Genomic DNA, 24949 nt, shown 5'->3' with positions numbered 1-24949 from the left:
GCACGAAGATGTCCGACGGGTCGACGTGCAGGGCGCTGGCGGCGCGGGCGGTCGGGCCTTTTGCACGATCACCGGCAGGGGCTCGCCCTCGGTGTTCTTGAATTCGTCGAGGAATACGCACTGGGCGCCCTGGCTCTCGACCAGCAGGCCGGTGGCCTTGAGGTCGGCGACCACATTGGCCAGGTCGGCGTTGTAGGCGCTCTCGCCCATCACGTCGGCCATGGTCAGCTTGACGTTGAGCAGCTCGTAGGTCTTCTGGCAGTGCGACAGCGAGATGTCCTTGAAGCGCGTCCACAGGGCCATGCAGTCCGGGTCGCCGGCTTGCAGCTTGACGACAAGGCCGCGGGCACGGGTGGCGAAGTCTTCGGACTCGTCGAAGCGTTTCTTCGCGGCGCGGTAGAAGTTCTCGAGGTCAGACAGCTCGTCGCTGGTGATCGGGTTTTCCTCGAGGTAGGCCAGCAGCATGCCGAACTGGGTGCCCCAGTCGCCCACGTGGTTCTGCCGGATCACGTCGTCACCGAGGAACTCCAGCACCCGCGCGACGCTGTCGCCAATGATGGTCGAGCGCAGGTGGCCGACGTGCATCTCCTTGGCCAGGTTCGGTGCCGACATGTCGACCACCACCTTCTCGGCGCCGCCGGCCTTGCGCACACCCAGGCGGGCGTCGGCCAGGGCGGCGTCCAGGCGCTGGGCCAGGGCGTCGGTGTTCTGGAAGAAGTTCAGGAAGCCTGGGCCGGCGATCTCGACCTTGCTGATATCGGCGCTGGCCGGCAGGGCGGCGATGATCTTGTCGGCCAAGTCGCGAGGCTTCATGCCGGCTGGCTTGGCCAGCATCATGGCGATGTTGCTGGCGAAGTCGCCGTGGGTCTTGTCGCGGGCGTTTTCCACCTGGATCGCCGGGGTCAGGCCTTCAGGCAACGCACCGTCGGCGACGAGTTGGGTGAGGGCTTGCTGGATCAGCTGGCGAATGGTGTCTTTCATCGGGATCTCTTTTCGACCGCAAGCGCGGTGGGGCGCTTCGATGCGCAGGTGGAAAAACGGGGCATTATCCGTGGCTGGGGCGTGGTTGCCAACCTTTGGGGGCATTCAATAAAGGTCGACCGGGTCTACATCCAGCGACCAGCGCACCTGGCGCCCCGATGGCATCTGTTCCAACACTAGCAGCCAGCTGCTTATCAGGCGATGCAGCGCCGCCCGGGCATTGGCCTGGATCAACAACTGCGCGCGGAAGCGCCCGGCCCGGCGTTCCATGGGAGCCGGAACCGGCCCCAATAGTTCGATGCCCTGTGCGCCCTGTTCGGCCAGCAAGCGCTCTGCGGCGGCGCAGGCCTCGTCGAGAAAACCTTCGGCCTGGCCCGGCTTGTGCGCCTCGGCGCGCAGCAATGCCAGGTGCGAGAAGGGGGGCAGGCCCGCGGCCCGGCGTTCGCTCAGCGCCTGCTCGGCGAAGGCGAAGTAGCCTCGCTCGGTCAACTGCACCAGCAGCGGGTGCTCGGCCAGGTGGGTCTGCACGATCACCTTGCCGGGTTCATCGGCACGCCCGGCGCGCCCGGCCACCTGCACGATCAGTTGGGCCATGCGCTCGCTGGCGCGGAAGTCGCCGGAGAACAGGCCGCCGTCGGCATCGAGGATGGCCACCAGCGTCACCTTGGGGAAGTGATGACCCTTGGCCAGCATTTGCGTGCCCACCAGGATGCTCGGCTGGCCGCGCTGGATGGTAGAGAACAGTTGTTGCATGGCGTCCTTGCGCGACGTGCTGTCGCGGTCCACCCGCAGTACCGGGTATTGCGGGAACAAGGTCTTCAGGCGCTCTTCGGCGCGCTCGGTGCCAGCCCCCACCGGGCGCAGGTCGACGTGCGCGCACTGTGGGCATTGCAGCGGCAGGCGTTCGTCATAGCCGCAGTGGTGGCAACGCAGCACGCCGGAGCGCTGGTGTACGGTCATGCGCGCATCGCAGCGCGGGCATTCGGACAGCCAGCCACAGTCGTGGCAAAGCAGGGTGGGCGCGAAACCGCGGCGGTTGAGGAACACCAGCACCTGTTGGCCGGCGTCCAGGGTCTGGCCGATGGCCTGTTGCAGCGGGCCGCTGATGCCGCTGTCCAGCGGGCGGCTGCGCACATCCAGGCGCAGGAAGCGTGGTTGGCGCGCGCCGCCCGCCCGCTGGTTCATGCGCAGCAGGCCGTATCGGCCAGTGTGGGCGTTGTGCAGGCTTTCCAGCGAGGGAGTGGCCGAGCCCAGCAGGATCGGGATGTTCTCCTGGTGCGCGCGCACCACCGCCAGGTCGCGGGCGTGGTAGCGCAGCCCTTCCTGCTGTTTATAGGAGCCGTCGTGCTCTTCGTCGATGATGATCAGCCCGGGGTTCTTCATCGGGGTGAACAGCGCCGAGCGGGTGCCGATGATGATATCGGCCTCTCCGTCGCGCGCTGCCAGCCAGGCGTCGAGGCGCTCGCGGTCGTTGACTGCCGAGTGCAGCAGGGCGATGCGCGCATTGAAGCGCTGCTCGAAGCGCGCCAGGGTTTGCGGCCCGAGGTTGATCTCGGGGATGAGGATCAATGCCTGCTTGCCGGCCTCCAGCGTCTCGCGGATCAGCTGCAGGTAAACCTCGGTCTTGCCGCTGCCGGTCACCCCGGCCAGCAGGAAGGCATGAAAACTGCCGAACCCCGAGCGCACGGCTTCGAACGCCGCGCGCTGCTCCTCGTTGAGCGGCAGTTCCGGCTGCGCTAGCCAATGCTCGTGGCGCGCGGGGGGCAGATGGCGGCGCACTTCCACTTGTACCAGGTCCTTGGCCAGCAACAGGTCGAGGCTGTCCTTGTTCAGGCCGAGCTTGCCGAGCACGCTGTGCGCCACGCCATGGGGATGCTGTGCCAGCGTCTGCAAGGCCTCGCGCTGACGTGGGGCGCGGGCGATGCGTGGGTCGTCCAGGCGCGCGCTTGGGCTGGCATGCCAGAACCGCTCCTGGCGTACTTCAGCGGGCTCGCCCTGGCGCAGCAGCACCGGCAGCGCCCAGCTCAAGGTGTCCCCCAGGCTGTGCTGGTAGTAGTGGGCGGTCCACAGGCACAACTTGAACAGCGCGGGAGGCAGGGGAGAAACCGGGTCGAGCAGCTTGCTGGCAGGCTTGAGCTTGTCGGCGGGCACCTCGCTGTGCTCGCACACCTCCACCAGTACGCCAATCATCTCGCGTCGGCCGAACGGCACGCGAATGCGCATGCCCGGCGTCAACGGCTGGCGCGCCATGGCGGCCGGCGCCCGGTAGTCGAACAGGCGACGCAGGGGCGAGGGCAGGGCAAGGCGCAAGATGACGTCGGACACGCGGAAGTTCTCTGGAGGGCATTTCGGGGTTGTCGCTCGATCCGGCGAGCCTAGCAGACGACAGTCGGTGCAAGCGACAACTTGCGCTGGCGCTGCGCTCTGGTATTATTCGCCGCCTAATTACGTGCGGTATTCAACAATGGTGTTGGATGGCGGCACGCAGCCGAGGAAGTGACCATGAAAGCAGATATTCATCCGAACTACGAAGTAGTTGCAGTCACCTGCAGCTGCGGCAGCAAATTCGAAACCCGTTCGACCCTGGCCAAGCCGCTGGCGATCGACGTGTGCTCCCAGTGCCACCCGTTCTACACTGGTAAGCAGAAAGTCCTGGACACCGGTGGTCGCGTACAGAAGTTCGCCGATCGCTTCGGCATGTTCGGTGCCAAGAAGTAATCATGCGCACAGCGAGCCCTTCGGGTTTCGCATCGTGGCAAAAGAAGGCGCCCCTTGTGGGCGCCTTTTTTGTGGGCGCGATTTGGCATTTCCCGGCCCTGGCCTTCTGCCCGCAACCTGATAAGCCGCAGCTGGTCGCGGTGCGTCAAGTGGTCGACGGCGATACCGTGCGTCTGAGCGATGGGCGCAGCGTGCGGATGATCGGTATCAATGCCCCGGAAATCGGGCGCAAGGGGCGTGCCAGCGAGCCCTACGCCGAGGCAGCCAAGCGTCGGCTGCAAGCACTGGTCAAGGCTAGCGATGGGCGTGTCGGGTTAGTGCTGGGAAGGGAAGGGAGAGACAAGTACGGCCGAACCTTGGCGCATATCTACGGGCGCAATGGCAACAATCTTGAAGCACAGTTGCTGAGCGAGGGCCTCGGCTACCGGGTTGCCTTTGCACCTAATGTGCAATTGGCTGGGTGCCAGCAGCAAGCCGAGCGCGTTGCGCGGCGCTCCCGTGTGGGGTTGTGGCGGCACTCGCCAGTGGTGCGTCCAGGGCAGCTCAAGCAGTCGGGTTTTGCCATCATCGGTGGCAAAGTTACATCGATCGAGCGTAACCAGGCAGGTTTCTGGCTGGAAATGGACGCAGGTGTCGTACTACAGGTCCCCGCTCGTCTGCGCCGCCACTTCCCCGCGGGCTTCTTCGATAATCTCAAAGGGCAGCAGGTCGAGGCACGAGGTTGGGTGCTGGACCGTTCGCGCAAAGGTGGCCTCAAGCCGGGTCAGCGTCGTTGGCTGTTGCCGCTCACCGACCCGAGCATGCTTGAACGCGTTGCTGGCTAAAAAACTGTAGACATTTAAAGTTCTAATTGTACACACTAAAGCCCGTGCGCCCCGTGGGTTGTAGCGTAAAGTCGTAGGCCAGAGGCCTTGACACATGTGACCGGTCAGTCTTGTCGCTCTCCGGCTCTTTGCGTATCCTCGGCGGTCCGTCAGAACAGTAAACAAGCGGAATGCCCATCATGTCAGACCTGAAAACCGCCGCTCTCGAATACCACGCTCAACCCCGCCCGGGGAAACTGAGCGTCGAGCTCACCAAGCCAACCGCCACCGCCCGCGACCTCGCCCTGGCCTACAGCCCAGGCGTCGCCGAGCCTGTGCGCGAAATTGGCCGTGACCCGGAGTTGGCCTACAAGTACACCGGCAAGGGTAACCTGGTCGCGGTAATCTCCGATGGCACCGCCATCCTCGGTCTGGGCGACCTCGGCCCGCTGGCCTCCAAGCCGGTCATGGAAGGCAAGGGCGTTCTGTTCAAGCGTTTCGCGGGTGTCGACGTGTTCGACATCGAAGTCGAGTCGGAAAGCCCGCAGGCCTTCATCGACACCGTCCGTCGCATCTCCATCACCTTCGGCGGCATCAACCTCGAAGACATCAAGGCACCTGAGTGCTTCGAGATCGAACGCGCGCTGATCGAGCAGTGCGACATCCCGGTATTCCACGATGACCAGCACGGCACCGCGATCGTTACCGCAGCCGGCATGATCAACGCCCTGGAAATTGCCGGCAAGAAGCTCGAAGACGCGAAGATCGTCTGCCTGGGTGCCGGCGCTGCTGCCATTTCCTGCATGAAACTGCTGGTGAGCATGGGTGCCAAGGTCGAGAACATCTACATGATCGACCGCAGCGGTGTGATTCACGCTGGCCGTGACGACCTGAACCAGTACAAGGCCCAGTTCGCCCACGCCACCGACAAGCGCACCCTGGCCGATGCCCTGGAAGGTGCTGACGTGTTCGTTGGCCTGTCCGGCCCGAACCTGCTGAGCGCCGAAGGCCTGAAGTCGATGGCCGCCAACCCGATCGTGTTCGCTTGCTCGAACCCGGACCCGGAAATCTCGCCAGAGCTGGCCCACGCCACGCGTAGCGACGTGATCATGGCCACCGGTCGTTCCGACTACCCGAACCAGGTCAACAACGTGCTGGGCTTCCCCTTCATCTTCCGTGGCGCCCTGGACGTACGGGCCAAGCGCATCAACGAAGAGATGAAGATCGCCGCCGCCATCGCCCTGAAAGACCTGGCCAAGCTGCCAGTGCCGAAGGAAGTGTGCGACGCCTACGGCGTGCAGGCGCTGGAGTTCGGTCGTGAGTACATCATTCCGAAGCCGCTGGACCAGCGTCTGATCACCGTTGTTTCCGATGCGGTGGCCAAGGCTGCCATCGAATCCGGCGTGGCTACCCTGCCGTATCCGAAGCACTACCCGCTCAAGAGCGTGGATGACGTGTTCAACGGCTAATGCCGTAGCGTCATGAAAAAGCCCCGGTTCGCAAGAACCGGGGCTTTTTTGTGCCAGCGGGTTTTGCCCCGCGAGCGGGGCACCGCGATGTTGGTCTAGAACAGGTCCATCGGCGCTGCTTCATCCGCTGGCAGCGGGCTGCCGGGCGCTGCGCCGTTGCCCAGTTCATCCACCGAAGGCGGCGAGTCCTCGGCCTTGAACAGCTCGAAGTAGGCGTTCGGCGTGCTCGGCGTAGCAGCGCGGCCGCTCACCGGGTCGACCCGCAGGCTGAGAATGCCTTCCGGCTCGGCCGGTGGGTGTTCCGGCTTGTCCTTGAGCGCCGCACCCATGAAGTGCATCCAGATCGGCAAGGCCACCGTGCCGCCGTACTCGCGTCGACCCAGGGTTTCCGGCTGGTCGAAACCGACCCACACGGTGGTGATGTAGTCGGCGTTGTAGCCGGAGAACCAGGCGTCCTTGGACTCGTTGGTGGTGCCGGTCTTGCCGGCCAGGTCGGCACGGCCAAGGGCCAGGGCGCGACGGCCGGTGCCGCGCTTGATCACGTCCTGGAGCATGCTGGTGAGGATGTAGCTGGTGCGCTCATCGATGATGCGCTCGGCCACCGCTGGGGTTTGCGGCGCCGGTGCGGTCTGGCCGTAGACCGAAGGTGCCGCGTCTGGCTGCGCTGCGGTAGTGATTGGCTGTTCGGGCGCTGCAACGCCTGCGTGGTCCTGGTTGCCTTGTACGGCACGCGCCGGGTTGGCAGTGAACAGGGTCTCGCCGTTGCGGCTCTCGATGCGTTCGATCAGGTAGGGGCTGATCTTGTAGCCGCCGTTGGCGAAGCTGCTCCAGCCCGTGGCGATTTCCATCGGCGTCAGGGTCGCGGTGCCCAGCGCCAGGGAGAGGTTGCGCGGCAGGTCCTGCTTGTTGAAGCCGAACTTGGCGATGTAGTCGATGGTGCTGTCCACGCCCATGGCTTGCAGCAGGCGGATCGACACCAGGTTGCGTGACTTGTACAGCGCCTCACGCATACGAATCGGGCCGAGGAAGGTGTTGGTGTCGTTCTTTGGACGCCAGACCTTGTCCAGGTATTCGTCGACGAACACGATCGGCGCATCGTTGACCAGACTGGCAGCGGTGTAGCCGTTGTCCAGCGCGGCACTATAGATGAAGGGCTTGAAGCTCGAGCCTGGCTGGCGCTTGGCCTGCATGGCGCGGTTGTAGTTGCTCTGCTCGAACGAGAAACCACCGACCAGGGCACGGATCGCACCATCATGCGGGTCGAGGGTCACCAGTGCACTTTGCGCGACGGGTACCTGGCTGAACTTGAGCTTGCCATCTTCAAGGCGCTGAACGCGGATCAGGTCGCCCACCTGGGCTACCTCGGCGGGCGACTGTGGCGAGCGCCCCTGGGAATTGCTGTTGATGAAAGGGCGCGCCCATTTCATCGTGTCCCAAGCCACGTCCTGCTCCTGGCCTGCGCGCGTCAATACCTTCAGGCCGCTCTTGTCGACCTGGGTGACGATGGCAGGCTCCAGGCCGCCGAGGGTGCGCTGCTTGCTCAGTTCCTGCTGCCAGGTGGCGAGGGTCTTGCCAGGGTGGCGTGCCTCGGGGCCGCGGTAGCCATGGCGCTCGTCGTATTCCGAGAGACCATTGAGTACCGCGCTGTTGGCCATTTCCTGCATGTTGCTGGGTACCGTGGTGGTCACCCGGAAACCTTCGGTATACGCCTCGCTTCCATAGCGACCGACCATCTCCGCGCGGGCCATTTCGGCAACGTACGGGGCGCTCACTTCCGGCGTCGGCACGTGGTAGCTGGCGTTTAGCGGCTCGGCCAGTGCGGCCTGGTAGCTGGCGTCATCGATCTTGCCCAGCCTGTGCATGCGCCCAAGGATCCAGTCGCGGCGCTCCTTGGCGCGCACCGGGTTGGCCAATGGGTTGAAGCGTGAGGGCGCCTTGGGCAGGCCGGCGATCATCGCCATCTGCGCCAGGGTGATATCGCGGATCGACTTGCCGTAGTACACCTGCGCCGCTGCCTCGATACCGTAGGCGCGGTTGCCCAGGTAGATCTTGTTGACGTACAGCTCGAGGATCTCGTCCTTGGTCAGTTCGCGTTCGATCTGCAAGGCCAGGAGAATTTCATTGGTCTTGCGCGAGAAGCTGCGTTCGCTGCTGAGGAAGAAGTTCTTGGCCACCTGCATGGTGATGGTGCTGCCACCGGTCTGGATATGACCAGACTTCACCAGCTGGGTCGCGGCGCGCATCAGGCTGCCGGGGTCGACCCCGTAGTGATTGAGGAAGTTGTCGTCCTCGGCTGACAGAAGCGCCTGGATGAACTGTGGGGGAATTTCCGCGAAGCGAATCGGCGAGCGGCGCATTTCGCCGAACTCGGCAATCAGCTTGCCGTCGCTGCTGTACACCCTCAGGGGTATCTGCAACTGGATGCTTCTGAGCGACTCGACCGAGGGCAGGCTGGGACTAAGATACAGAAACGCACCGCTCACACCGAGTACGAGCGCGCAGATGACTGCGACGAAAGACCACCAGAAGAACTTCAGCAGGCGTATCAAGGCTTTTGGGTGTCCAGGTTGAGGAGTGGGGTGCACGCGGGGCCGGCGGACAGGGAAAAACGCTGGGCATTATAAGCATTTTTCGCTTCACCGGGTGACCGCCCGGGCGAGGCGCGGCGGCGGTGTACAGGTGCCGCCCAGCCATCACGATCAAAAGGGAACAACGATGCTAGGACGCTTCGGCAAGGATGCCGGTTCACTCCTGGGGCTGGAAATCGCCCCTGATTCCATACGAATGCTCCAATTGCAGCGCGTCCGAGGCCGCCAGCGGGTGGTTGGATGGGCTCGGCATATGCTGCCCGTGCCATTGCAGGGCGACTGGCTCGAACAGCCCGGGCCGGTGTTGGCTGCCTTGCGTGAGGCGCATGCCCGTTGCGGCAGTCGCCAGCAACGCGTGGCGATAGCCCTGCCGGGCACGCAGGTGATCTGCAAGCGGCATACCTTGCCGTTCGGGCTTTGTGAGTTCGAGCAGGAAGCCTACCTGTTGGCCGAGGCGCAGGGGCTTTTCCCTTTTCCATTGGATGACCTGGCCCTGGACTTCCAGGTTTTGGGGCCGGCCCACAATGCGCCCGACAGGTTGGAAGTGCTGGTTGCCGCCTGTCGCCACAGTTCGTTGGAGCCTCTGCTGCTCCGGCTCGAGGCGGCAGGCCTGGAAGTGTGTGCAGTCGAGGTCGATAGCATTGCCCTGGCGCGTGCAGCGGCACTGGCATCGCCTGGCTCGCAGTGTCGGCGGCTTCTGTTGCTCGAGGCAGATGGCGTGGTCTTGCATGCGTGGTCCGATGGGCTCCTGCCCATGCGCCAGGCCAGGCGTTGGAGCGTCGCGCAGGATGCCGCGCAGCGCCTGGATGACATCCAGCGCTTGCTGGCCGCTGGCAGTACTTTGTCAGCAGACACTGCGCTTCTGGTCGGGGGTGGCGCGGCCAGCCGGGCGCAGGTAGAGGCGATGGCCGAGCACCTGGGCGTCGCCTGCGAACTGCTGCAGCCCCTGGGTGGCCTGGATTTGGGTGTGTTCGAGTCCTCCGGGGCGTTGCGTGAGGCCTGCGCGTCCATGACTCTCGCATGCGGCTTGGCGTTGGGAGGCGTGCGATGAGCGTGCGACTGAACCTGTTGCCCTGGCGGGAGCAGCAGCGGCTGGCGACCTTGAAAAGGTTTCGTCTATCCCTCATGGCCAGCCTGCTGGCTGCCCTCGTCGTCGTGATGGTGATCGATCGCCTCGCCCACTTGCGTCTACAACAGCAGGCCGCGGCCAGCGCTGCCCGGGAAACCCAGGTGCGGGGACTGAAGGCGGCATTGCAGTCTCTGGACGAGGCCAGTGCCGACCTGGCCATGGTTGATGCACAGCACGCCAAGCTTGTCGGGTTGCGTGCAGGGCAGCAGAGCGTGGCGCAATTGTTGTTGGACATCGAACAGGCAATGTTGCCTGGCATGCGGCTGACCGCTGTGCAGTTGCAAGGCGAACAGTTGTCGGTCAATGGCTTGGTGGTCTCCTCGGCCGTGCTGGCGCAGTTCATGCGTGAGCTGCAGCGCTCGCCCCGGCTATATGACCTGGAACTCAAACGCGTACAGGGCCTACCGGGTGGAGATGGCTTCCTGTTGATCGCACGCACCATGGCACTGGGTTCGTGAATGCCGTGTGGATGGCGCGTGCGCATGAATGTGTCGTGCGTTCGCGCCGGTTCAGGTGTTTGGTCATCCTGGGTGTGCTGCTCGCTGCGCTGATGTTCGGCTACCTCTTTCGCTTGCACGATGTGCGTGGGCTCTACCAGCAAGGCATGGCTGATGTGCTCGCGCTTGAGCGGGTCCATGAGGCCAAAGCGCTTGAAGTTGCCCGGCGCGAGCCTCTGAACGAGGCGCTGGCGCTGGCCCAGGCGCGGCTACAGGACGCCCGTTGGCGCCTGTCGGCGGGGGCCGACATGGAAGACCTGCTCGAGCACCTGGCGGCTTCCGGGCGAACCTACGGCCTGACGTTCGAGCGCTTCGAGGCTGAGGCACCGGTCATGGAAAGTGATTACTTGCGCTTTCCCTTGCAGATGACGGTGTCGGGGCGTTACCAGGCTTTGCGGGTATGGCTGGAAGAGTGGGGGCGGCAGATGCGTACGCTTCAGTTTTCAAGCCTGTCGATGAGCGAACTGGACGGTCAGAAGGGGCAGTTGCAGTTACAACTCGAGGTGCAGGCGTTTCATGCTCCCGAAATGCCGCCGCAGCCGGTTTCGCTGGCGGATGAGCCTGCGCAACCGGCCTTGCTGGCACCCCGTGTGGACCCTTTTGCATCCTGGTCGACTCGCCAGGCGGCCGATGGCTTGGCGGGCATCCCTCTGGAGCAGTTGCACATGGTCGGTAGCCTCTCCCGTGCTGGGCGAACCCATGCCTTGCTGGTGTTTGCAGGGCGTCTCCATCGAGTTGCCGTGGGCGATCGCCTGGGGCGTGACGAGGGTCTCGTGGTGCGGGTCGATGAGGGGCGGCTGGAAGTTCAGGAGCGTTTGTTCGTCGCAGGTCGTTGGCAGGAGCGTTCGAGGTATCTGGCACTGCGCGGATATAAAGACCAGGAGGTCATGGATGAGCATAAGGCTGCTGTTGGCGTGGGTGATGAGCCTGGGTTTGTCGATGGGCGTGTCGGCAAAGGTTTATAGAGGGGAGCCGCTGTCGCTGAATTTCCAGGATGTGGAGGTACGTTCTGTGTTGCAGATGCTGGCTGACTACGCCGGTATCAACCTGGTCGCCAGTGACAGCGTGCAGGGTAATGTCACCTTGCGCTTGAACGACGTGCCCTGGGACCAGGCCCTCGACCTGGTATTGCGTAGCAAGGGCTTGGCAAGTCGCGAAGAAGGCAACGTGCTGTTGGTTGCGCCTGCTGCGGAACTGGTCGAACAGTCTCGCGAGGCCCGGCTGGGGCAGGCCTGGGATGCCCAGTTGCAGCCTCTGCAGCGAGAGTTGCTGGCGATTCATCACGCCGACGCCACCGAGCTGGCCGAGCTGTTGCTGGCGAGCCTTGCCGGCGACGGCATCCTCACCGGGCGCGGCAGTCTGAGCGTGGATGCGCGCACCAACACCCTGGTTATCACGCAGCCCGCCGAGCGTCTCATCGAGTTGCGCAAGCTCGTCGCACAGCTGGATGTACCGGTGCGACAGGTCATGATCGAGGCGCGGATCGTCGAGGCCAATGTCGACTTCGAGAAGGCGCTTGGGGTGCGTTGGGGCGTCCAATCAGGGTCGGCGGCGAGGTTGGGTGGCGAAGCGTTCGTCGACCTGGGTGTCGCGCAGGCCACGTCAGGTGTCGGGTTGGGCGTGCTGCGGGGAGGTGTCCTGCTGGATCTTGAACTCACCGCCATGGAAAAGAGCGGAAATGGCGAAATCATTTCACAGCCCAAGGTGGTGACCGCCGACAAGGAAACCGCCCGTATCCTGAAAGGCACTGAGGTGCCCTACCAGCAAACCACCCGCAGCGGCGCCACCTCCGTGGCGTTTCGCGAGGCGTCGCTGTCGTTGGAGGTGACGCCGCAGATCACCCCGGATGGCAAGGTGATCATGGCGGTGCGGGTGACCAAGGACGAGCCAGACTACGTCAATGCCCTCGACAATGTGCCGCCGATTCGCAAGAACGAGGTCAACGCCAAGGTCCGGGTGGCCGATGGCGAGACGATTGTGATTGGCGGCGTGTACTCGACGTCGCAAAACAATATCGTCGACAAGGTGCCATTTCTTGCCGATCTGCCGTATGTTGGACGGCTGTTTCGACGCGATGTACTACAAGAGAAAAAATCCGAGCTGCTGGTCTTCCTGACTCCGCGTATCATGAGTGACCAGGCGATTGCTGTGAGTCGTTGATTCTGTGCGAAATTTGATACTTGTGGGGCCCATGGGTGCTGGAAAGAGCACTATCGGTCGCCTTCTGGCCAAAGAGCTGCGCCTGCCGTTCAAGGATTCCGACAAGGAAATCGAGCTGCGAACCGGTGCCAATATCCCGTGGATCTTCGACAAGGAAGGCGAGCCCGGCTTTCGTGATCGCGAGCAGGCCATGATCGCTGAGCTCAGTGCGCTCGATGGCGTGGTGCTGGCGACCGGGGGCGGGGCGGTGATGCGTGACGCCAACCGTGCCGCGTTGCGCAAAGGCGGGCGGGTGATCTACTTGCACGCCTCGGTGGAGCAGCAGGTCGGTCGTACCGCTCGCGACCGCAACCGTCCGCTGTTGCGTACGGCCAATCCGGAAGCGACCCTGCGTGCCCTGTTGGAAGCACGCGACCCGCTTTACCGCGAGATCGCCGACCTGGTGGTGGAAACCGACGAACGGCCACCGCGCATGGTGGTGCTCGACATCCTCGAGCGCCTCGAGCAGTTGCCGCCTCGCTAACCCGGGACTATTCTCGGCGACCAACGCCGAGCCGAGCTTGTACGTGACCGCGCGGGCCGCTCAGTTAGGCTGCGCTAAAGGATATTGTGGGGATACATGCAGACACTAAAGGTCGACCTGGGCGAACGTAGCTACCCGATCTACATTGGCGAGGGCCTGCTGGACCAGCCCGAACTGTTGGCGCCGCACATTGCCGGGCGGCAGGTCGCCATCGTCTCCAACGAAACCGTTGCCCCCCTGTACCTCGAGCGTCTGTCCCGCACCCTCGGAGCCTATAAAGTGTTGCCAGTGGTGCTGCCCGATGGCGAGGCCTACAAGAACTGGGAAACCCTCCAACTGATCTTCGATGCCCTGCTCGGTGCCCGCCACGACCGTCGAACCACGGTGGTGGCCCTGGGCGGCGGGGTGATCGGCGACATGGCCGGTTTCGCGGCCGCCTGCTACCAACGTGGCGTCGATTTCATCCAGGTGCCGACCACGCTGCTGTCCCAGGTAGATTCCTCGGTAGGCGGCAAGACCGGCATCAACCACCCGCTGGGCAAGAACATGGTCGGCGCCTTCTATCAGCCCAATGCCGTGCTGATCGACACTGCCAGCCTCGCTACCCTGCCGCCGCGGGAGTTGTCGGCAGGCCTTGCCGAGGTCATCAAGTACGGCCTGATCTGCGATGAGCCGTTCCTTGGCTGGCTGGAAGACAACATGGCCGCCTTGCGCCAGCTCGAGCCTGTTGCCCTGACCGAGGCGATTCGCCGCTCCTGCGCGGCCAAGGCCGCAGTGGTCGGTGCTGATGAGCGCGAGTCGGGCGTGCGCGCTACCCTGAACCTTGGCCACACCTTCGGCCATGCCATCGAAACCCATATGGGCTACGGTGTGTGGTTGCATGGTGAGGCCGTCTCGGCCGGGACCGTGATGGCCCTGGAAATGTCCATGCGCCTGGGCTGGATCGACCAGCCAGCGCGTGATCGCGGAATTCGCCTGTTGCAGGATGCAGGCTTGCCGGTGGTGCCACCACAGGAAATGACCCCGGCGCATTTCATGGAGCATATGGCGGTCGACAAGAAGGTGCTCGACGGACGCCTGCGTCTGGTGCTGTTGCGCCAGATGGGCGAGGCCGTGGTAACCGACGACTATCCGAAAGAGATTCTTCAGGCCACCTTGGCAGCGGATTACCGCGCTATCGTGGCGCAGCTTTGAGGTTGTGACAGCGCAATGACCAGTTTGCATGCCGATGAGGCGTTTCTCGACCATTACCAGTTGAGCCACGATCCGTTTGCGCCACGTGTGCCCGGCTTCAAGTTCTTCCCCGCCCAGCGCAAGCCGGTGCTCGGCCAGCTCCATCACCTGGCCCGCTACAGCCAGCTGATGCTGGTGGTCACAGGCCCAGTGGGCAGTGGCAAGACCCTGCTGCGCCAGGCCCTGGTGGCCAGCACCAATAAACAGTCGGTGCAAAGCGTGGTGGTGTCCGCGCGTGGTGCCGCCGACGCCGCCAGCGTACTGAGCCAGGTCGCCCAGGCATTGGGCGTGGCCCAGCTCGAGGTGCAGGCGATCCTGTCCCAAGTGGTGCAGTTGGCGCTGACCGGGCAGGAAGTCTATCTATTGGTGGACGATGCGGAACAACTCGAGGAGTCGGCACTCCAAGCGTTGCTGGAACTGGCCGGGGGCGTGCCGGAAGGCCGTCCGCATGTGTTCCTGTTCGGTGAGCCGTCGCTGATCGCCGGGTTGGATGAGCTCAACGTCGAGGAAGAACGTTTCCATATCGTCGAGCTTGCCCCCTATAGCGAGGAAGAGACCCGTGAGTACCTGGAGCAGCGCCTGGAAGGTGCAGGCCGGGGCATCGAGGTGTTCACCCGCGAGCAGATCGTCGAGATCCATGAAAACTCCGACGGCTGGCCAGGAAACATCAACCAGGTCGCCCGCGATACCTTGATCGAAACCATGATCGCCAGCCGCACAACGGCGAAGCGACCATCCATGGGGTTCAAAATGCCTATGAAACACGTGCTCGCACTGTCTGCTGTCGTCGTGGTCGCTGTCGCCGCAGCCGTTCTGATGCCCAAGAAAAGTGACAAGGCGCCGACCGACGCGCCTGCTGCGCAAGCCCAGTTGCCACTGGGGCAGGGCGGCCAGACCGGTAGCGGCAGCCCAGCCATCGAATTCTCCGGCAACTCACAGCCGATGCCTTTGCCCCTGGTCGGGCAGTCGCAGCCGGTGATGCGCGAGCCGCTGGCCCAGGCGGCGGGCATGGGCGATGGTGAAGAAGGTGGCCCGGCGGATGACACCGCGCTGCAGCCGTCTGCACCCTCTGCTGCCGTTCCACCCACCGTCACCACCACTGCGCCACCACAAGGTGCAACCGCTGGCCCAGCACCAACGCCGGCTCAGCCAATCGCTACGGCGCCGGTTGCTCCGACACAAAATTCGGTTGCAACCCAGCCCGCCAAGCCGGTTGCGCCTGCGCCCGCCAAACCTGCACCAACCCAGGTCGCCAGCGCCAAGCCTGTAGAGAAAGCCGCTGCCGGTGGCGCGGGCAATAGCGGCTGGTACGCAGGGCAGAAACCCGGTAACTACGTGGTTCAGATACTGGGTACCAGCTCCGAGGCTTCGGCCCAATCGTTCGTCAAGGCGCAGGGTGGCGACTATCGCTACTTCAAGAAAACCCTGCAGGGCAAGCCGCTGTATGTCGTCACCTATGGCAATTTCGCCAGCCGTGATGCGGCCGCTGCGGCAATCAAGAACTTGCCAGCCAAGGTCCAGGCTGGTAAACCTTGGCCTCGCACTGTCGCCAGCGTCCAACAAGAGCTGGCCACGGCCCGCTGATACCTTCCGGGTGGCACTACCCCGCCGCCCAGTTGCTGAGCGAACCCCGGATACCGACCAGCCTGCTGCGTTCATGCGCGGCAGGCTTTTCTGTCCCAGACTGCCGGCCAAAAGCCTTTCGTTGCAGTCATATCTGAATCGCTTCAGATCGAAGCTAAGCCGCACCACGGCCCAGGGCTCAAAAACATTCAAAAATGCGACATAAATTTTCAACGATGCGTCGTTAAAATTTGTGGGCTTCCCTGTCGCTGTGCAACAATGGTTTCCCATTGCCCACCGCAAAAAGCTGGCATTCGACTGGCGTGGATGGTAAGTGGTTGTACTAAAAAGAGATTTGCCTTGGTTGAGAGGCGAACCTGGTGAGAAAGTGTCTATGAAAACAGGTCTGTACCATCCCGAAGAATTCAAGGATAACTGTGGTTTCGGCCTGATTGCCCACATGACGGGCGAGCCGAGCCACCACCTTCTGCAAACTGCCGTAGAGGCCCTGACCTGCATGACCCACCGTGGTGGGATCAACGCAGACGGCAAGACCGGTGACGGTTGTGGCCTGCTGATGCAGAAGCCCGACCTGTTCCTGCGTGCCGTGGCCCAAGAGCACTTCGCCGTCGAACTGCCCAAGCAGTACGCCGTCGGCATGGTGTTCTTCAACCAGGACCCGGTCAAAGCCGAAGCCGCCCGCGCCAACATGGACCGCGAGATCCAGGCGGCCGGCCTGACCCTGGTCGGCTGGCGCAAGGTGCCGATCGATACCAGCGTGCTCGGCCGCTTGGCCCTGGAGCGCCTGCCGCAGATCGAGCAGGTGTTCATCGGCGGCGAAGGCCTGAGCGACCAGGAACTGGCGATCAAGCTGTTCAGCGCCCGTCGCCGTTCGTCCGTGGCCAACGCCCACGACGCCGACCACTACATCTGCAGCTTCTCGCACAAGACCATCATCTACAAAGGCCTGATGATGCCGGCGGACCTTACCGCCTTCTATCCAGACCTCAGCGACGAGCGCCTGAAAACCGCGATCTGCGTGTTCCACCAGCGCTTCTCCACCAATACCCTGCCGAAATGGCCGCTGGCGCAGCCGTTCCGCTTCCTCGCCCACAACGGCGAGATCAACACCATCACCGGCAACCGCAACTGGGCCATGGCCCGTCGCACCAAGTTTGCCAACGACCTGATCCCCGACCTCGAAGAGCTCGGCCCGCTGGTTAACCGCGTGGGCTCGGACTCCTCGAGCATGGACAACATGCTCGAGCTGATGGTCACTGGCGGCATCGACCTGTTCCGTGGCGTGCGCATGCTGGTGCCGCCGGCCTGGCAGAACGTCGAGACCATGGACGCAGACCTGCGCGCCTTCTACGAATACAACTCCATGCACATGGAGCCGTGGGACGGCCCGGCCGGTATCGTGATGACCGAAGGCCGCCACGCGGTGTGCCTGCTCGACCGCAACGGCCTACGTCCGGCACGCTGGGTCACCACCAAGAATGGCTACATCACCCTGGCTTCGGAAATCGGCGTGTGGAACTACCAGCCCGAGGACGTCGTGGCCAAGGGCCGTGTCGGGCCGGGCCAGATCTTCGCGGTAGACACCGAGACCGGCCAGATCCTCGACACCGATGCCATCGACAACCGCCTGAAGTCGCGTCACCCCTACAAGCGCTGGCTGCGTCAGCACGCCCTGCGTATCCAGGCGACGCTGACCGACGACCAGGGCGTGGCCAGCTACGACGCCGACCAGCTCAAGCAATACATGAAGATGTTCCAGGTCACCTTCGAGGAGCGTGACCAGGTGCTGCGTCCGCTCGGCGAGCAAGGCCAGGAAGCGGTCGGCTCGATGGGCGACGACACGCCGATGGCCGTGCTGTCGCAGCGCGTGCGTTCGCCGTACGACTTCTTCCGCCAGCAGTTCGCCCAGGTCACCAACCCGCCGATCGACCCGCTGCGCGAAGCGATCGTCATGTCGCTGGAAATCTGCCTGGGTGCCGAGCGCAACATCTTCCAGGAATCCCCCGAGCACGCCTCGCGGGTGATCCTCAGCTCGCCGGTCATCTCGCCTGCCAAGTGGCGTTCGCTGATGAACCTCGACCGCCCTGGTTTCGAGCGCCAGCTGATCGACCTCAACTACGAAGAAAGCCTCGGCCTGGAAGCGGCCATCCGCAACATCGCCGACCAGGCCGAGGAAGCGGTGCGCAGCGGCAAGACCCAGCTGGTGCTGAGCGACCGCTACATCGCCCCGGGCAAGCTGCCGGTGCATGCTTCGCTGGCTGTCGGTGCGGTGCACCACCGCCTGACCGAACAGGGCCTGCGCTGCGACAGCAACATCCTGGTAGAAACCGCCACCGCCCGCGACCCGCACCACTTCGCCGTGCTGCTGGGCTTCGGTGCCTCGGCCGTCTACCCGTACCTGGCCTACGAAGTGCTGGCGGACCTGATCCGCACCGGCGAGGTGCTGGGCGACCTGGACGAAGTGTTCAAGTACTACCGCAAGGGTATTTCCAAGGGCCTGCTGAAGATCCTGTCGAAGATGGGCATCTCCACTGTCGCGTCGTACCGTGGCGCCCAGCTGTTCGAAGCCATCGGCTTGTCTGACGAAGTCACCAGCCTGAGTTTCAAGGGTGTGCCAAGCCGTATCAAAGGCGCGCGCTTCGAAGACCTGGAAAGCGACCAGAAGCTGCTGGCGGCCGAAGCCTGGAGCGCGCGCAAGCCGATCCAGCAAGGTGGCCTGCTGAAGTTCGTGCACGGTGGCGAGTACCACGCCTACAACCCTGACGTGGTCAACACCTTGCAGGCTGCGGTGCAGAAGGGCGACTACGCCAAGTTCAAGGAATACACCGAGCTGGTCGACCAGCGTCCGGTGTCGATGATCCGTGACCTGCTCAAGGTCAAGGTTGCCGACCAGCCGCTGGCGCTGGAGCAGGTCGAGCCGCTGGAGGAAATCCTCAAGCGCTTCGACTCCGCCGGTATTTCCCTGGGCGCACTGTCGCCGGAGGCCCACGAAGCGCTGGCCGAGGCGATGAACCGCCTGGGCGCGCGCTCCAACTCCGGTGAGGGCGGCGAAGATCCGGCCCGCTACGGCACCATCAAGAGCTCGAAGATCAAGCAAGTGGCCACCGGCCGCTTCGGTGTGACCCCGGAATACCTGGTCAATGCCGAAGTGCTGCAGATCAAGGTTGCCCAGGGCGCCAAGCCGGGTGAAGGCGGTCAGCTGCCTGGCGGCAAGGTCAATGGCCTGATCGCCAAGCTGCGTTATGCGGTGCCTGGCGTGACCCTGATCTCGCCGCCGCCGCACCACGACATCTACTCGATCGAAGACCTGTCGCAGCTGATCTTCGACCTCAAGCAGGTCAACCCACAGGCGCTGGTCTCGGTCAAGCTGGTGGCAGAAGCTGGCGTTGGTACCATCGCCGCTGGCGTGGCCAAGGCCTACGCCGACCTGATCACCATCTCTGGCTACGATGGCGGCACCGGCGCTTCGCCGCTGACCTCGATCAAGTACGCCGGCGCCCCGTGGGAACTGGGCCTGGCCGAAACCCACCAGACCCTGCGCGGCAACGACCTGCGCGGCAAGGTGCGGGTACAGACCGACGGCGGCCTGAAGACCGGCCTCGACGTGATCAAGGCGGCCATTCTCGGCGCCGAGAGCTTCGGCTTCGGCACCGCGCCAATGATCGCTCTGGGCTGCAAGTACCTGCGCATCTGTCACCTGAACAACTGCGCCACTGGCGTTGCCACCCAGAACGACAAGCTGCGCAAGGACCACTACATCGGCACCGTCGACATGGTGATCAACTTCTTCACCTTCGTCGCCGAGGAAACCCGTGAGTGGCTGGCCAAGCTGGGCGTGCGCAGCCTGGGCGAACTGATCGGCCGCACCGACCTGCTCGATGTGCTACCAGGCGACACCGAGCGCCAGCGCTACCTCGACCTGTCGCCGCTGCTGGGCAGCTCGTACATTCCGGCCGACAAGCCGCAGTTCTGCGAAGTCGACAAGAACCCGCCGTTCGACAAGGGCGAGCTGGCCGAGAAGATGGTGGAAATGGCCCTGCCGGCCATTCGCGACCAGGCAGGTGGCGAGTTCGCGCTCGACATCTGCAACTGCGACCGCTCCATCGGTGCGCGCATCTCTGGCGAAATCGCCAAGCTGCACGGCAACCAGGGCATGGCCGCCAAGCCGATCACCTTCCGCTTCAAGGGCACTGCCGGGCAGAGCTTCGGCGTGTGGAACGCCGGTGGCCTGAACCTGCACCTGGAAGGCGATGCCAACGACTACGTCGGCAAGGGCATGACCGGTGGCAAGGTGACCATCGTGCCGCCAGCCGGTAGCCCGTTCGAAACCCAGCACAGCGCCATTGTCGGCAACACCTGCCTGTACGGCGCCACTGGCGGCAAGCTGTTCGCCGCCGGTACCGCGGGCGAGCGCTTCGCTGTACGTAACTCCGGCGCCCACGCTGTGGTCGAGGGCACCGGCGATCACTGCTGTGAATACATGACCGGCGGCTTTGTCTGCGTCCTGGGCAAGACCGGTTACAACTTCGGTTCTGGCATGACGGGCGGCTTCGCCTACGTGCTCGACATGGACAACACCTTCTTCGACAAACTCAACCATGAGCTGGTGGAAATCCAGCGCATCAGTGGTGAGGCGATGGAGGCCTACCGCAGCCACCTGGCGCGGGTCCTGGGCGAATACGTGGAAGAGACCGGCAGCGAGTGGGGGCGTGAGCTCTCCGAGAACCTGGACGACTACGTGCGGCGCTTCTGGCTGGTCAAGCCGAAAGCGGCCAATCTCAAGCAACTGCTGTCCAGCACCCGTGCCAACCCGCAGTAACAACAGCTGCAAGTGGCAGGCCCCGTGCGCGGGGCCTGCCCGGCTCAAGTGATCGTCTTGCAGCTTGCGGCAGATGCCGGCAACTGCGGTAAAGAGGTTTTGAAAAATGGCTGAACGTCTGAGCAACGACTTCCAGTTCATCGAAGTGGGGCGTAAAGACCCCAAGAAAAAGCTGCTGCGTCAGCGCAAGAAGGAGTTCGTGGAAATCTACGAACCCTTCAAGCCACAGCAGTCCGTCGAGCAGGCACACCGCTGCCTGGGCTGCGGTAACCCGTACTGCGAGTGGAAGTGCCCGGTACACAACTTCATCCCCAACTGGCTGAAGCTGGTGTCCGAGGGCAACATCCTGGCCGCCGCGGAGCTTTCGCACCAGACCAACACCCTGCCCGAGGTGTGTGGCCGCGTTTGTCCGCAAGACCGTCTGTGCGAGGGTGCCTGCACCCTGAACGATGGCTTCGGCGCGGTGACCATCGGCTCGGTGGAGAAGTACATCACCGACACCGCCTTCGCCATGGGCTGGCGTCCGGACATGTCCAAGGTCAAGCCCACCGGCAAGCGCGTCGCCATCATCGGCGCGGGCCCTGCGGGCCTGGGCTGCGCCGACGTGCTGGTGCGTGCAGGGGGTGACCCCGGTGGTGTACGACAAGAACCCCGAGATCGGTGGCCTGCTGACCTTCGGCATCCCCGAGTTCAAGCTGGAAAAGACCGTGCTGAGCAACCGCCGCGAAGTCTTCACCGGCATGGGCATCGAATTCCGCCTGAACACCGAGGTGGGCAAGGACATCACCATGGAACAGCTGCTCGCCGAGTACGACGCAGTGTTCATGGGCATGGGCACCTATACCTACATGAAGGGCGGCTTCCCGGGCGAAGACCTGCCGGGCGTGCACGACGCACTGGATTTTTTGATCGCCAACGTCAACCGCAACCTGGGCTTCGAGAAGTCGCCGGAAGACTTCGTCGACATGCAAGGCAAGAAGGTGGTGGTGCTTGGCGGTGGCGACACCGCGATGGACTGCAACCGCACGTCGATTCGCCAGGGCGCCAAGTCGGTGACCTGCGCCTATCGTCGTGACGAGGCGAACATGCCGGGTTCGCGCAAAGAGGTGAAGAACGCCAAGGAAGAAGGCGTGAAGTTCCTCTACAACCGCCAGCCTATCGCTATTGTCGGCGAGGACAAGGTCGAAGGCGTGAAGGTGGTCGAGACCCGTCTCGGCGAGCCGGATGCCCGTGGCCGCCGCAGCCCTGAGCCGATCCCCGGCTCCGAGGAGATCCTGCCGGCCGATGCCGTGGTGATCGCCTTCGGCTTCCGCCCAAGCCCGGCGCCGTGGTTCGAGCAGCATAATATCCAACTGGACAGCCAAGGCCGCGTGGTTGCACCGGAGAAGGCCAAGTTCAAGCACCAGACCAGCAACCCGAAAGTGTTCGCCGGTGGCGACATGGTGCGCGGTTCGGACCTGGTGGTAACGGCCATCTTCGAGGGGCGCAACGCCGCCGAAGGCATCCTGGACTACCTGGAAGTCTGAAAGACTTCCTCAGGCCCTGTGGGGGAAACCCCACAGGTTCCTGGCGCATTTCTGTATACAAAAAACCTTGATCCACCGCATCCAATAGACAAAAGCCATGGCTACAGCCGTGCCTTTTGCGTTGCCGTCTGAGAAAATGCCCGGCACATTTTCCCCGGATGCCGACATGACTGCCCTGAAGAACGATCGTTTCCTGCGTGCACTGCTCAAGCAGCCCGTAGACGTCACCCCGGTCTGGATGATGCGCCAGGCCGGCCGCTACCTCCCGGAATACCGCGCCAGCCGCGCCAAGGCCGGAGACTTCATGAGCTTGTGCAAGAACGCACAGTTCGCCTGCGAAGTGACCCTGCAGCCGCTGGACCGCTACCCGCTGGACGCGGCGATCCTCTTCTCGGACATCCTCACCATCCCCGACGCCATGGGCCAGGGCCTGTACTTCGAAACCGGCGAAGGCCCGCGTTTCAAGAAGGTCGTCAACACCCCGGCCGACATCGAGGCGTTGCCGATTCCCGATGCGCAGAAAGACCTGGGCTACGTCATGGACGCGGTCAGCACCATCCGCCGCGAGCTCAATGGCCGCGTGCCGCTGATCGGCTTCTCCGGCAGCCCCTGGACGCTGGCCACCTACATGGTCGAAGGCGGCTCGTCCAAGGATTTTCGCAAGACCAAGGCGATGCTCTACGACAACCCACAGGCCATGCACCTGCTGTTGGACAAGCTGGCCCAGGCGGTCACTGCCTACCTCAATGGGCAGATCCTCGCAGGCGCCCAAGCCGTGCAGATCTTCGACACCTGGGGCGGCGCGCTGTCGGCGGCGGCCTACCAGGAATTCTCGCTGGCCTACATGCGCAAGATCGTCAGCGGGCTGATCCGCGAGCACGAAGGGCGCAAGGTGCCGGTGATCCTGTTCACCAAGAACGGCGGCCTGTGGCTGGAAAGCATCGCCGAGGCCGGTGCCGACGCCCTGGGCCTGGACTGGACCTGCGAGATCGGCGATGCCCGTCGTCGGGTCGGCGACAAGGTTGCGCTGCAAGGCAACATGGACCCGACCGTGCTGTACGCCAAGCCTGAGGCGATTCGTGCCGAAGTGGCGCGTATTCTGGAAAGCTATGGCCATGGCAGCGGGCATGTGTTCAACCTGGGCCATGGGATTACCCCGGAAGTCGACCCGGAGCACGCGGGTGTGTTCATCAATGCCGTGCACGAGCTCTCGGCTGACTACCACCGCTGATTGATCTGGCATGTGGGGAGCCGCTAGGCCTGCAACGGGCTGTCGGGCTTCCCACACGGTTACCGAGAAAATTTCGGTAGTCGACCCAGATTAACCCTACATTACCGTCTCCAGCACTCACCTAATCTTCGCGCTCCCAGCAGGCTCTTGTGTCAATCCGGACATGATCCTGCGGGTTTTAGCCTAGATGTGCGTCTGGAGGTCTTTGCATGAAGCAAGTAGTTCTAAGAAACCGACTCTTGGCCAGCAGCATATACGCTGCTATCGCCGGTACCGCCCTGCTGCCGCAGGTGGTCAATGCCCATGGTTACATTCAGGATCCGCCCTCTCGAGATTTCAATTGCCAGCTTCTCGTGAATTTGAATTGCGGGCAGGCCCAATATGAACCGCAAAGTGCTGGCGAATTGCTTGAGGGCTTCCCTGCCAGTGGGCCGGTCGACGGTACCATTATCGGTGGCGACGGTATGTTCTCTGCACTCAACGAGCAAGCTGCCAACCGCTGGCACCTGATGCAACTCGACAAGCATGAAATCGAGTTCAAGTGGCATTACATCGTGGGTCATGTAACCAGGGGGTGGGAATACTTCATCACCAAGAACGACTGGAACCCGAATGCTCCGCTGACGCGTGCATCCTTCGATCTCACGCCGTTCTGTTCCTTTGACGGCCAAAACAAGGAAGCTCATGACCCGTCTCAACCTAAGCATACCTGTGCGATACCCTCTGATCGATCCGGGCACCATGTGATCCTTGGTGTCTGGACTGTGGGAGATACCGACAAGGCCTTCTATAAAGCCATAGATGTCGATATCAAGGTGGACGGTGGTCCTGCGCCAGAGTGGCGGCAAGTCAGTAGCATCAACCCCCATCGCAACCTGAAATTGGGCGACAAGGTCACGGCCCGGGCGTTCATCGGTGGTGCTGAGTCCGCAGAGTACAGCGCCAGCATCAGCATCGATAACATTCAGGATGGTATCGCGGAGAACTGGTCGTACAAGCTCGCAAACAAGATCAACGCTACCCAGACGCTCATCAGCGCCGGACGTAAGGATGCCGAAGGCAACATCGCACCGCAGCGTGGCCCGAACATCATCTACGCCAAGCAGGAAAGTGGTGTATCGAACTACGAGTTCGCCTTTGAAGGCAGCCCGGAAGACGCCTACATGCACCAGCATGGCCTGAAGCCGGAATACGTGCTGAAGGATGGCGAAGCCACCGTCGACTTCTCGGTGATGACCAACCGCGACCTGAAAGTCCGTGCAACGCTGTTCGATGCGAACAACAAGCAGGTCGGCTTCCAGGCCCTGGACGTGAACTCGGCCACTGTGCCATTCGCCCTGAAAGCCACCAGCGGCGAAGGCAAGCACGTGCTGAAGCTGGTTGGTCGGAACAAGGACGACAAGGTGCTGCTGCAGCAGGAACACGAGCTGGAGCTGATCGTGCGCGAGGGCGGCGACTACCAGTACACCTTCCCCGAGTCGGTCGGCAGCTACCAGGCCGGTGACAAGGTGTTCCAGCCGAAGACTGGCGAGATCTACGAGTGCAAGCCATTCCCGTACTCCGGGTATTGCAACCAGTGGAGCCCCTCCGCCACTCAATTCGAACCCGGCACGGGCTCGAATTGGACCATGGCCTGGGACCTGCGCTGATGTAAAGGGGGCGCCTTTGCGGGCGCCCCTTTTCATGTG

Annotated in this window: 15 protein-coding genes and 2 pseudogenes; 14 read left to right on the top strand and 3 right to left on the bottom strand. The window is 63.3% G+C overall.

Annotation, left to right across the window (positions count from 1 at the left end):
* Positions 1 to 66: 66 nt before the first annotated feature.
* Positions 67 to 957 (bottom strand): annotated as a pseudogene (gene argS / locus ACQKPE_RS04945) (arginine--tRNA ligase); the annotation flags it as partial.
* Positions 958 to 1086: 129 nt separating this feature from the next.
* Entirely contained in the window at positions 1087 to 3306 is a 2220-nt protein-coding gene (locus ACQKPE_RS04940) for a primosomal protein N' (RefSeq protein WP_427663723.1), read from the bottom strand.
* Between the two features lie 177 nt (positions 3307 to 3483).
* Between ACQKPE_RS04940 and rpmE the strand changes: the two genes are divergently transcribed.
* The 3 genes from rpmE to ACQKPE_RS04925 all read left to right on the top strand — a co-directional run bounded on the left by rpmE (position 3484) and on the right by ACQKPE_RS04925 (position 5971).
* Positions 3484 to 3699: a 50S ribosomal protein L31 gene (rpmE, locus tag ACQKPE_RS04935; protein ID WP_427663721.1), complete on the top strand. Its 216-nt coding sequence runs from the start codon at positions 3484 to 3486 to the stop codon at positions 3697 to 3699.
* 2 nt (positions 3700 to 3701) lie between these two features.
* Complete coding sequence (locus ACQKPE_RS04930) at positions 3702 to 4523, top strand: thermonuclease family protein (RefSeq protein WP_427663719.1); 822 nt, start codon at positions 3702 to 3704, stop codon at positions 4521 to 4523.
* A gap of 179 nt (positions 4524 to 4702) precedes the next feature.
* Positions 4703 to 5971, top strand: coding sequence for a malic enzyme-like NAD(P)-binding protein (locus ACQKPE_RS04925; RefSeq protein WP_427663718.1), 1269 nt, complete (start codon positions 4703 to 4705; stop codon positions 5969 to 5971).
* Between the two features lie 95 nt (positions 5972 to 6066).
* On the opposite strand, the gene ACQKPE_RS04920 is transcribed toward ACQKPE_RS04925, so the two are convergent.
* Positions 6067 to 8517 carry a penicillin-binding protein 1A gene (locus ACQKPE_RS04920; RefSeq protein ID WP_427663749.1) on the bottom strand — a complete coding sequence of 817 codons (2451 nt, stop codon included), beginning with the start codon at positions 8515 to 8517 and terminating at the stop codon, positions 6067 to 6069.
* A 169-nt stretch (positions 8518 to 8686) separates the two neighbouring features.
* Between ACQKPE_RS04920 and pilM the strand changes: the two genes are divergently transcribed.
* From pilM to gbpA, 11 genes and pseudogenes are all read left to right on the top strand, one after another.
* Positions 8687 to 9610 (top strand): type IV pilus biogenesis protein PilM, encoded by a 924-nt coding sequence (gene pilM / locus ACQKPE_RS04915; protein ID WP_427663716.1) that lies wholly within the window; start codon positions 8687 to 8689, stop codon positions 9608 to 9610.
* A complete protein-coding gene (locus ACQKPE_RS04910) occupies positions 9607 to 10146 on the top strand; it encodes a PilN domain-containing protein (protein ID WP_427663714.1) in 540 nt (179 codons plus the stop codon). The genes pilM and ACQKPE_RS04910 overlap by 4 nt, the downstream gene beginning before the upstream one ends.
* Before the next feature lie 35 nt (positions 10147 to 10181).
* Entirely contained in the window at positions 10182 to 11150 is a 969-nt protein-coding gene (locus tag ACQKPE_RS04905; RefSeq protein ID WP_427663712.1) for a pilus assembly protein PilP, read from the top strand.
* Entirely contained in the window at positions 11107 to 12345 is a 1239-nt protein-coding gene (locus tag ACQKPE_RS04900; RefSeq protein ID WP_427663710.1) for a type IV pilus secretin PilQ, read from the top strand. Before ACQKPE_RS04905 ends, ACQKPE_RS04900 begins: the two co-directional genes overlap by 44 nt.
* Before the next feature lie 4 nt (positions 12346 to 12349).
* The gene (gene aroK / locus ACQKPE_RS04895; RefSeq protein WP_427663708.1) at positions 12350 to 12868 is read left to right on the top strand and encodes a shikimate kinase AroK; all 519 of its coding nucleotides are present in this window, start codon (positions 12350 to 12352) and stop codon (positions 12866 to 12868) included.
* 96 nt (positions 12869 to 12964) lie between these two features.
* Complete coding sequence (gene aroB, locus ACQKPE_RS04890) at positions 12965 to 14062, top strand: 3-dehydroquinate synthase (protein WP_427663706.1); 1098 nt, start codon at positions 12965 to 12967, stop codon at positions 14060 to 14062.
* 15 nt (positions 14063 to 14077) lie between these two features.
* Positions 14078 to 15685 carry an AAA family ATPase gene (locus ACQKPE_RS04885; RefSeq protein ID WP_427663705.1) on the top strand — a complete coding sequence of 536 codons (1608 nt, stop codon included), beginning with the start codon at positions 14078 to 14080 and terminating at the stop codon, positions 15683 to 15685.
* Between the two features lie 373 nt (positions 15686 to 16058).
* Positions 16059 to 20504, top strand: coding sequence for a glutamate synthase large subunit (gene gltB / locus ACQKPE_RS04880; RefSeq protein WP_427663703.1), 4446 nt, complete (start codon positions 16059 to 16061; stop codon positions 20502 to 20504).
* Positions 20505 to 20610: 106 nt separating this feature from the next.
* Positions 20611 to 22030, top strand: a pseudogene (locus ACQKPE_RS04875) (FAD-dependent oxidoreductase).
* A 166-nt stretch (positions 22031 to 22196) separates the two neighbouring features.
* Positions 22197 to 23261, top strand: a complete 1065-nt coding sequence (gene hemE / locus ACQKPE_RS04870) for a uroporphyrinogen decarboxylase (protein WP_427663701.1) — start codon at positions 22197 to 22199, stop codon at positions 23259 to 23261.
* A gap of 209 nt (positions 23262 to 23470) precedes the next feature.
* The gene (gbpA, locus tag ACQKPE_RS04865; RefSeq protein WP_427663699.1) at positions 23471 to 24910 is read left to right on the top strand and encodes an N-acetylglucosamine-binding protein GbpA; all 1440 of its coding nucleotides are present in this window, start codon (positions 23471 to 23473) and stop codon (positions 24908 to 24910) included.
* Positions 24911 to 24949: the final 39 nt, after the last annotated feature.

Source organism: Pseudomonas sp. NPDC089554, assembly GCF_050280645.1.
Lineage (GTDB): Bacteria > Pseudomonadota > Gammaproteobacteria > Pseudomonadales > Pseudomonadaceae > Aquipseudomonas.
Note: the sequence above shows the minus strand (reverse complement) of the source record. Positions and strands in the feature narration are given on the sequence as shown.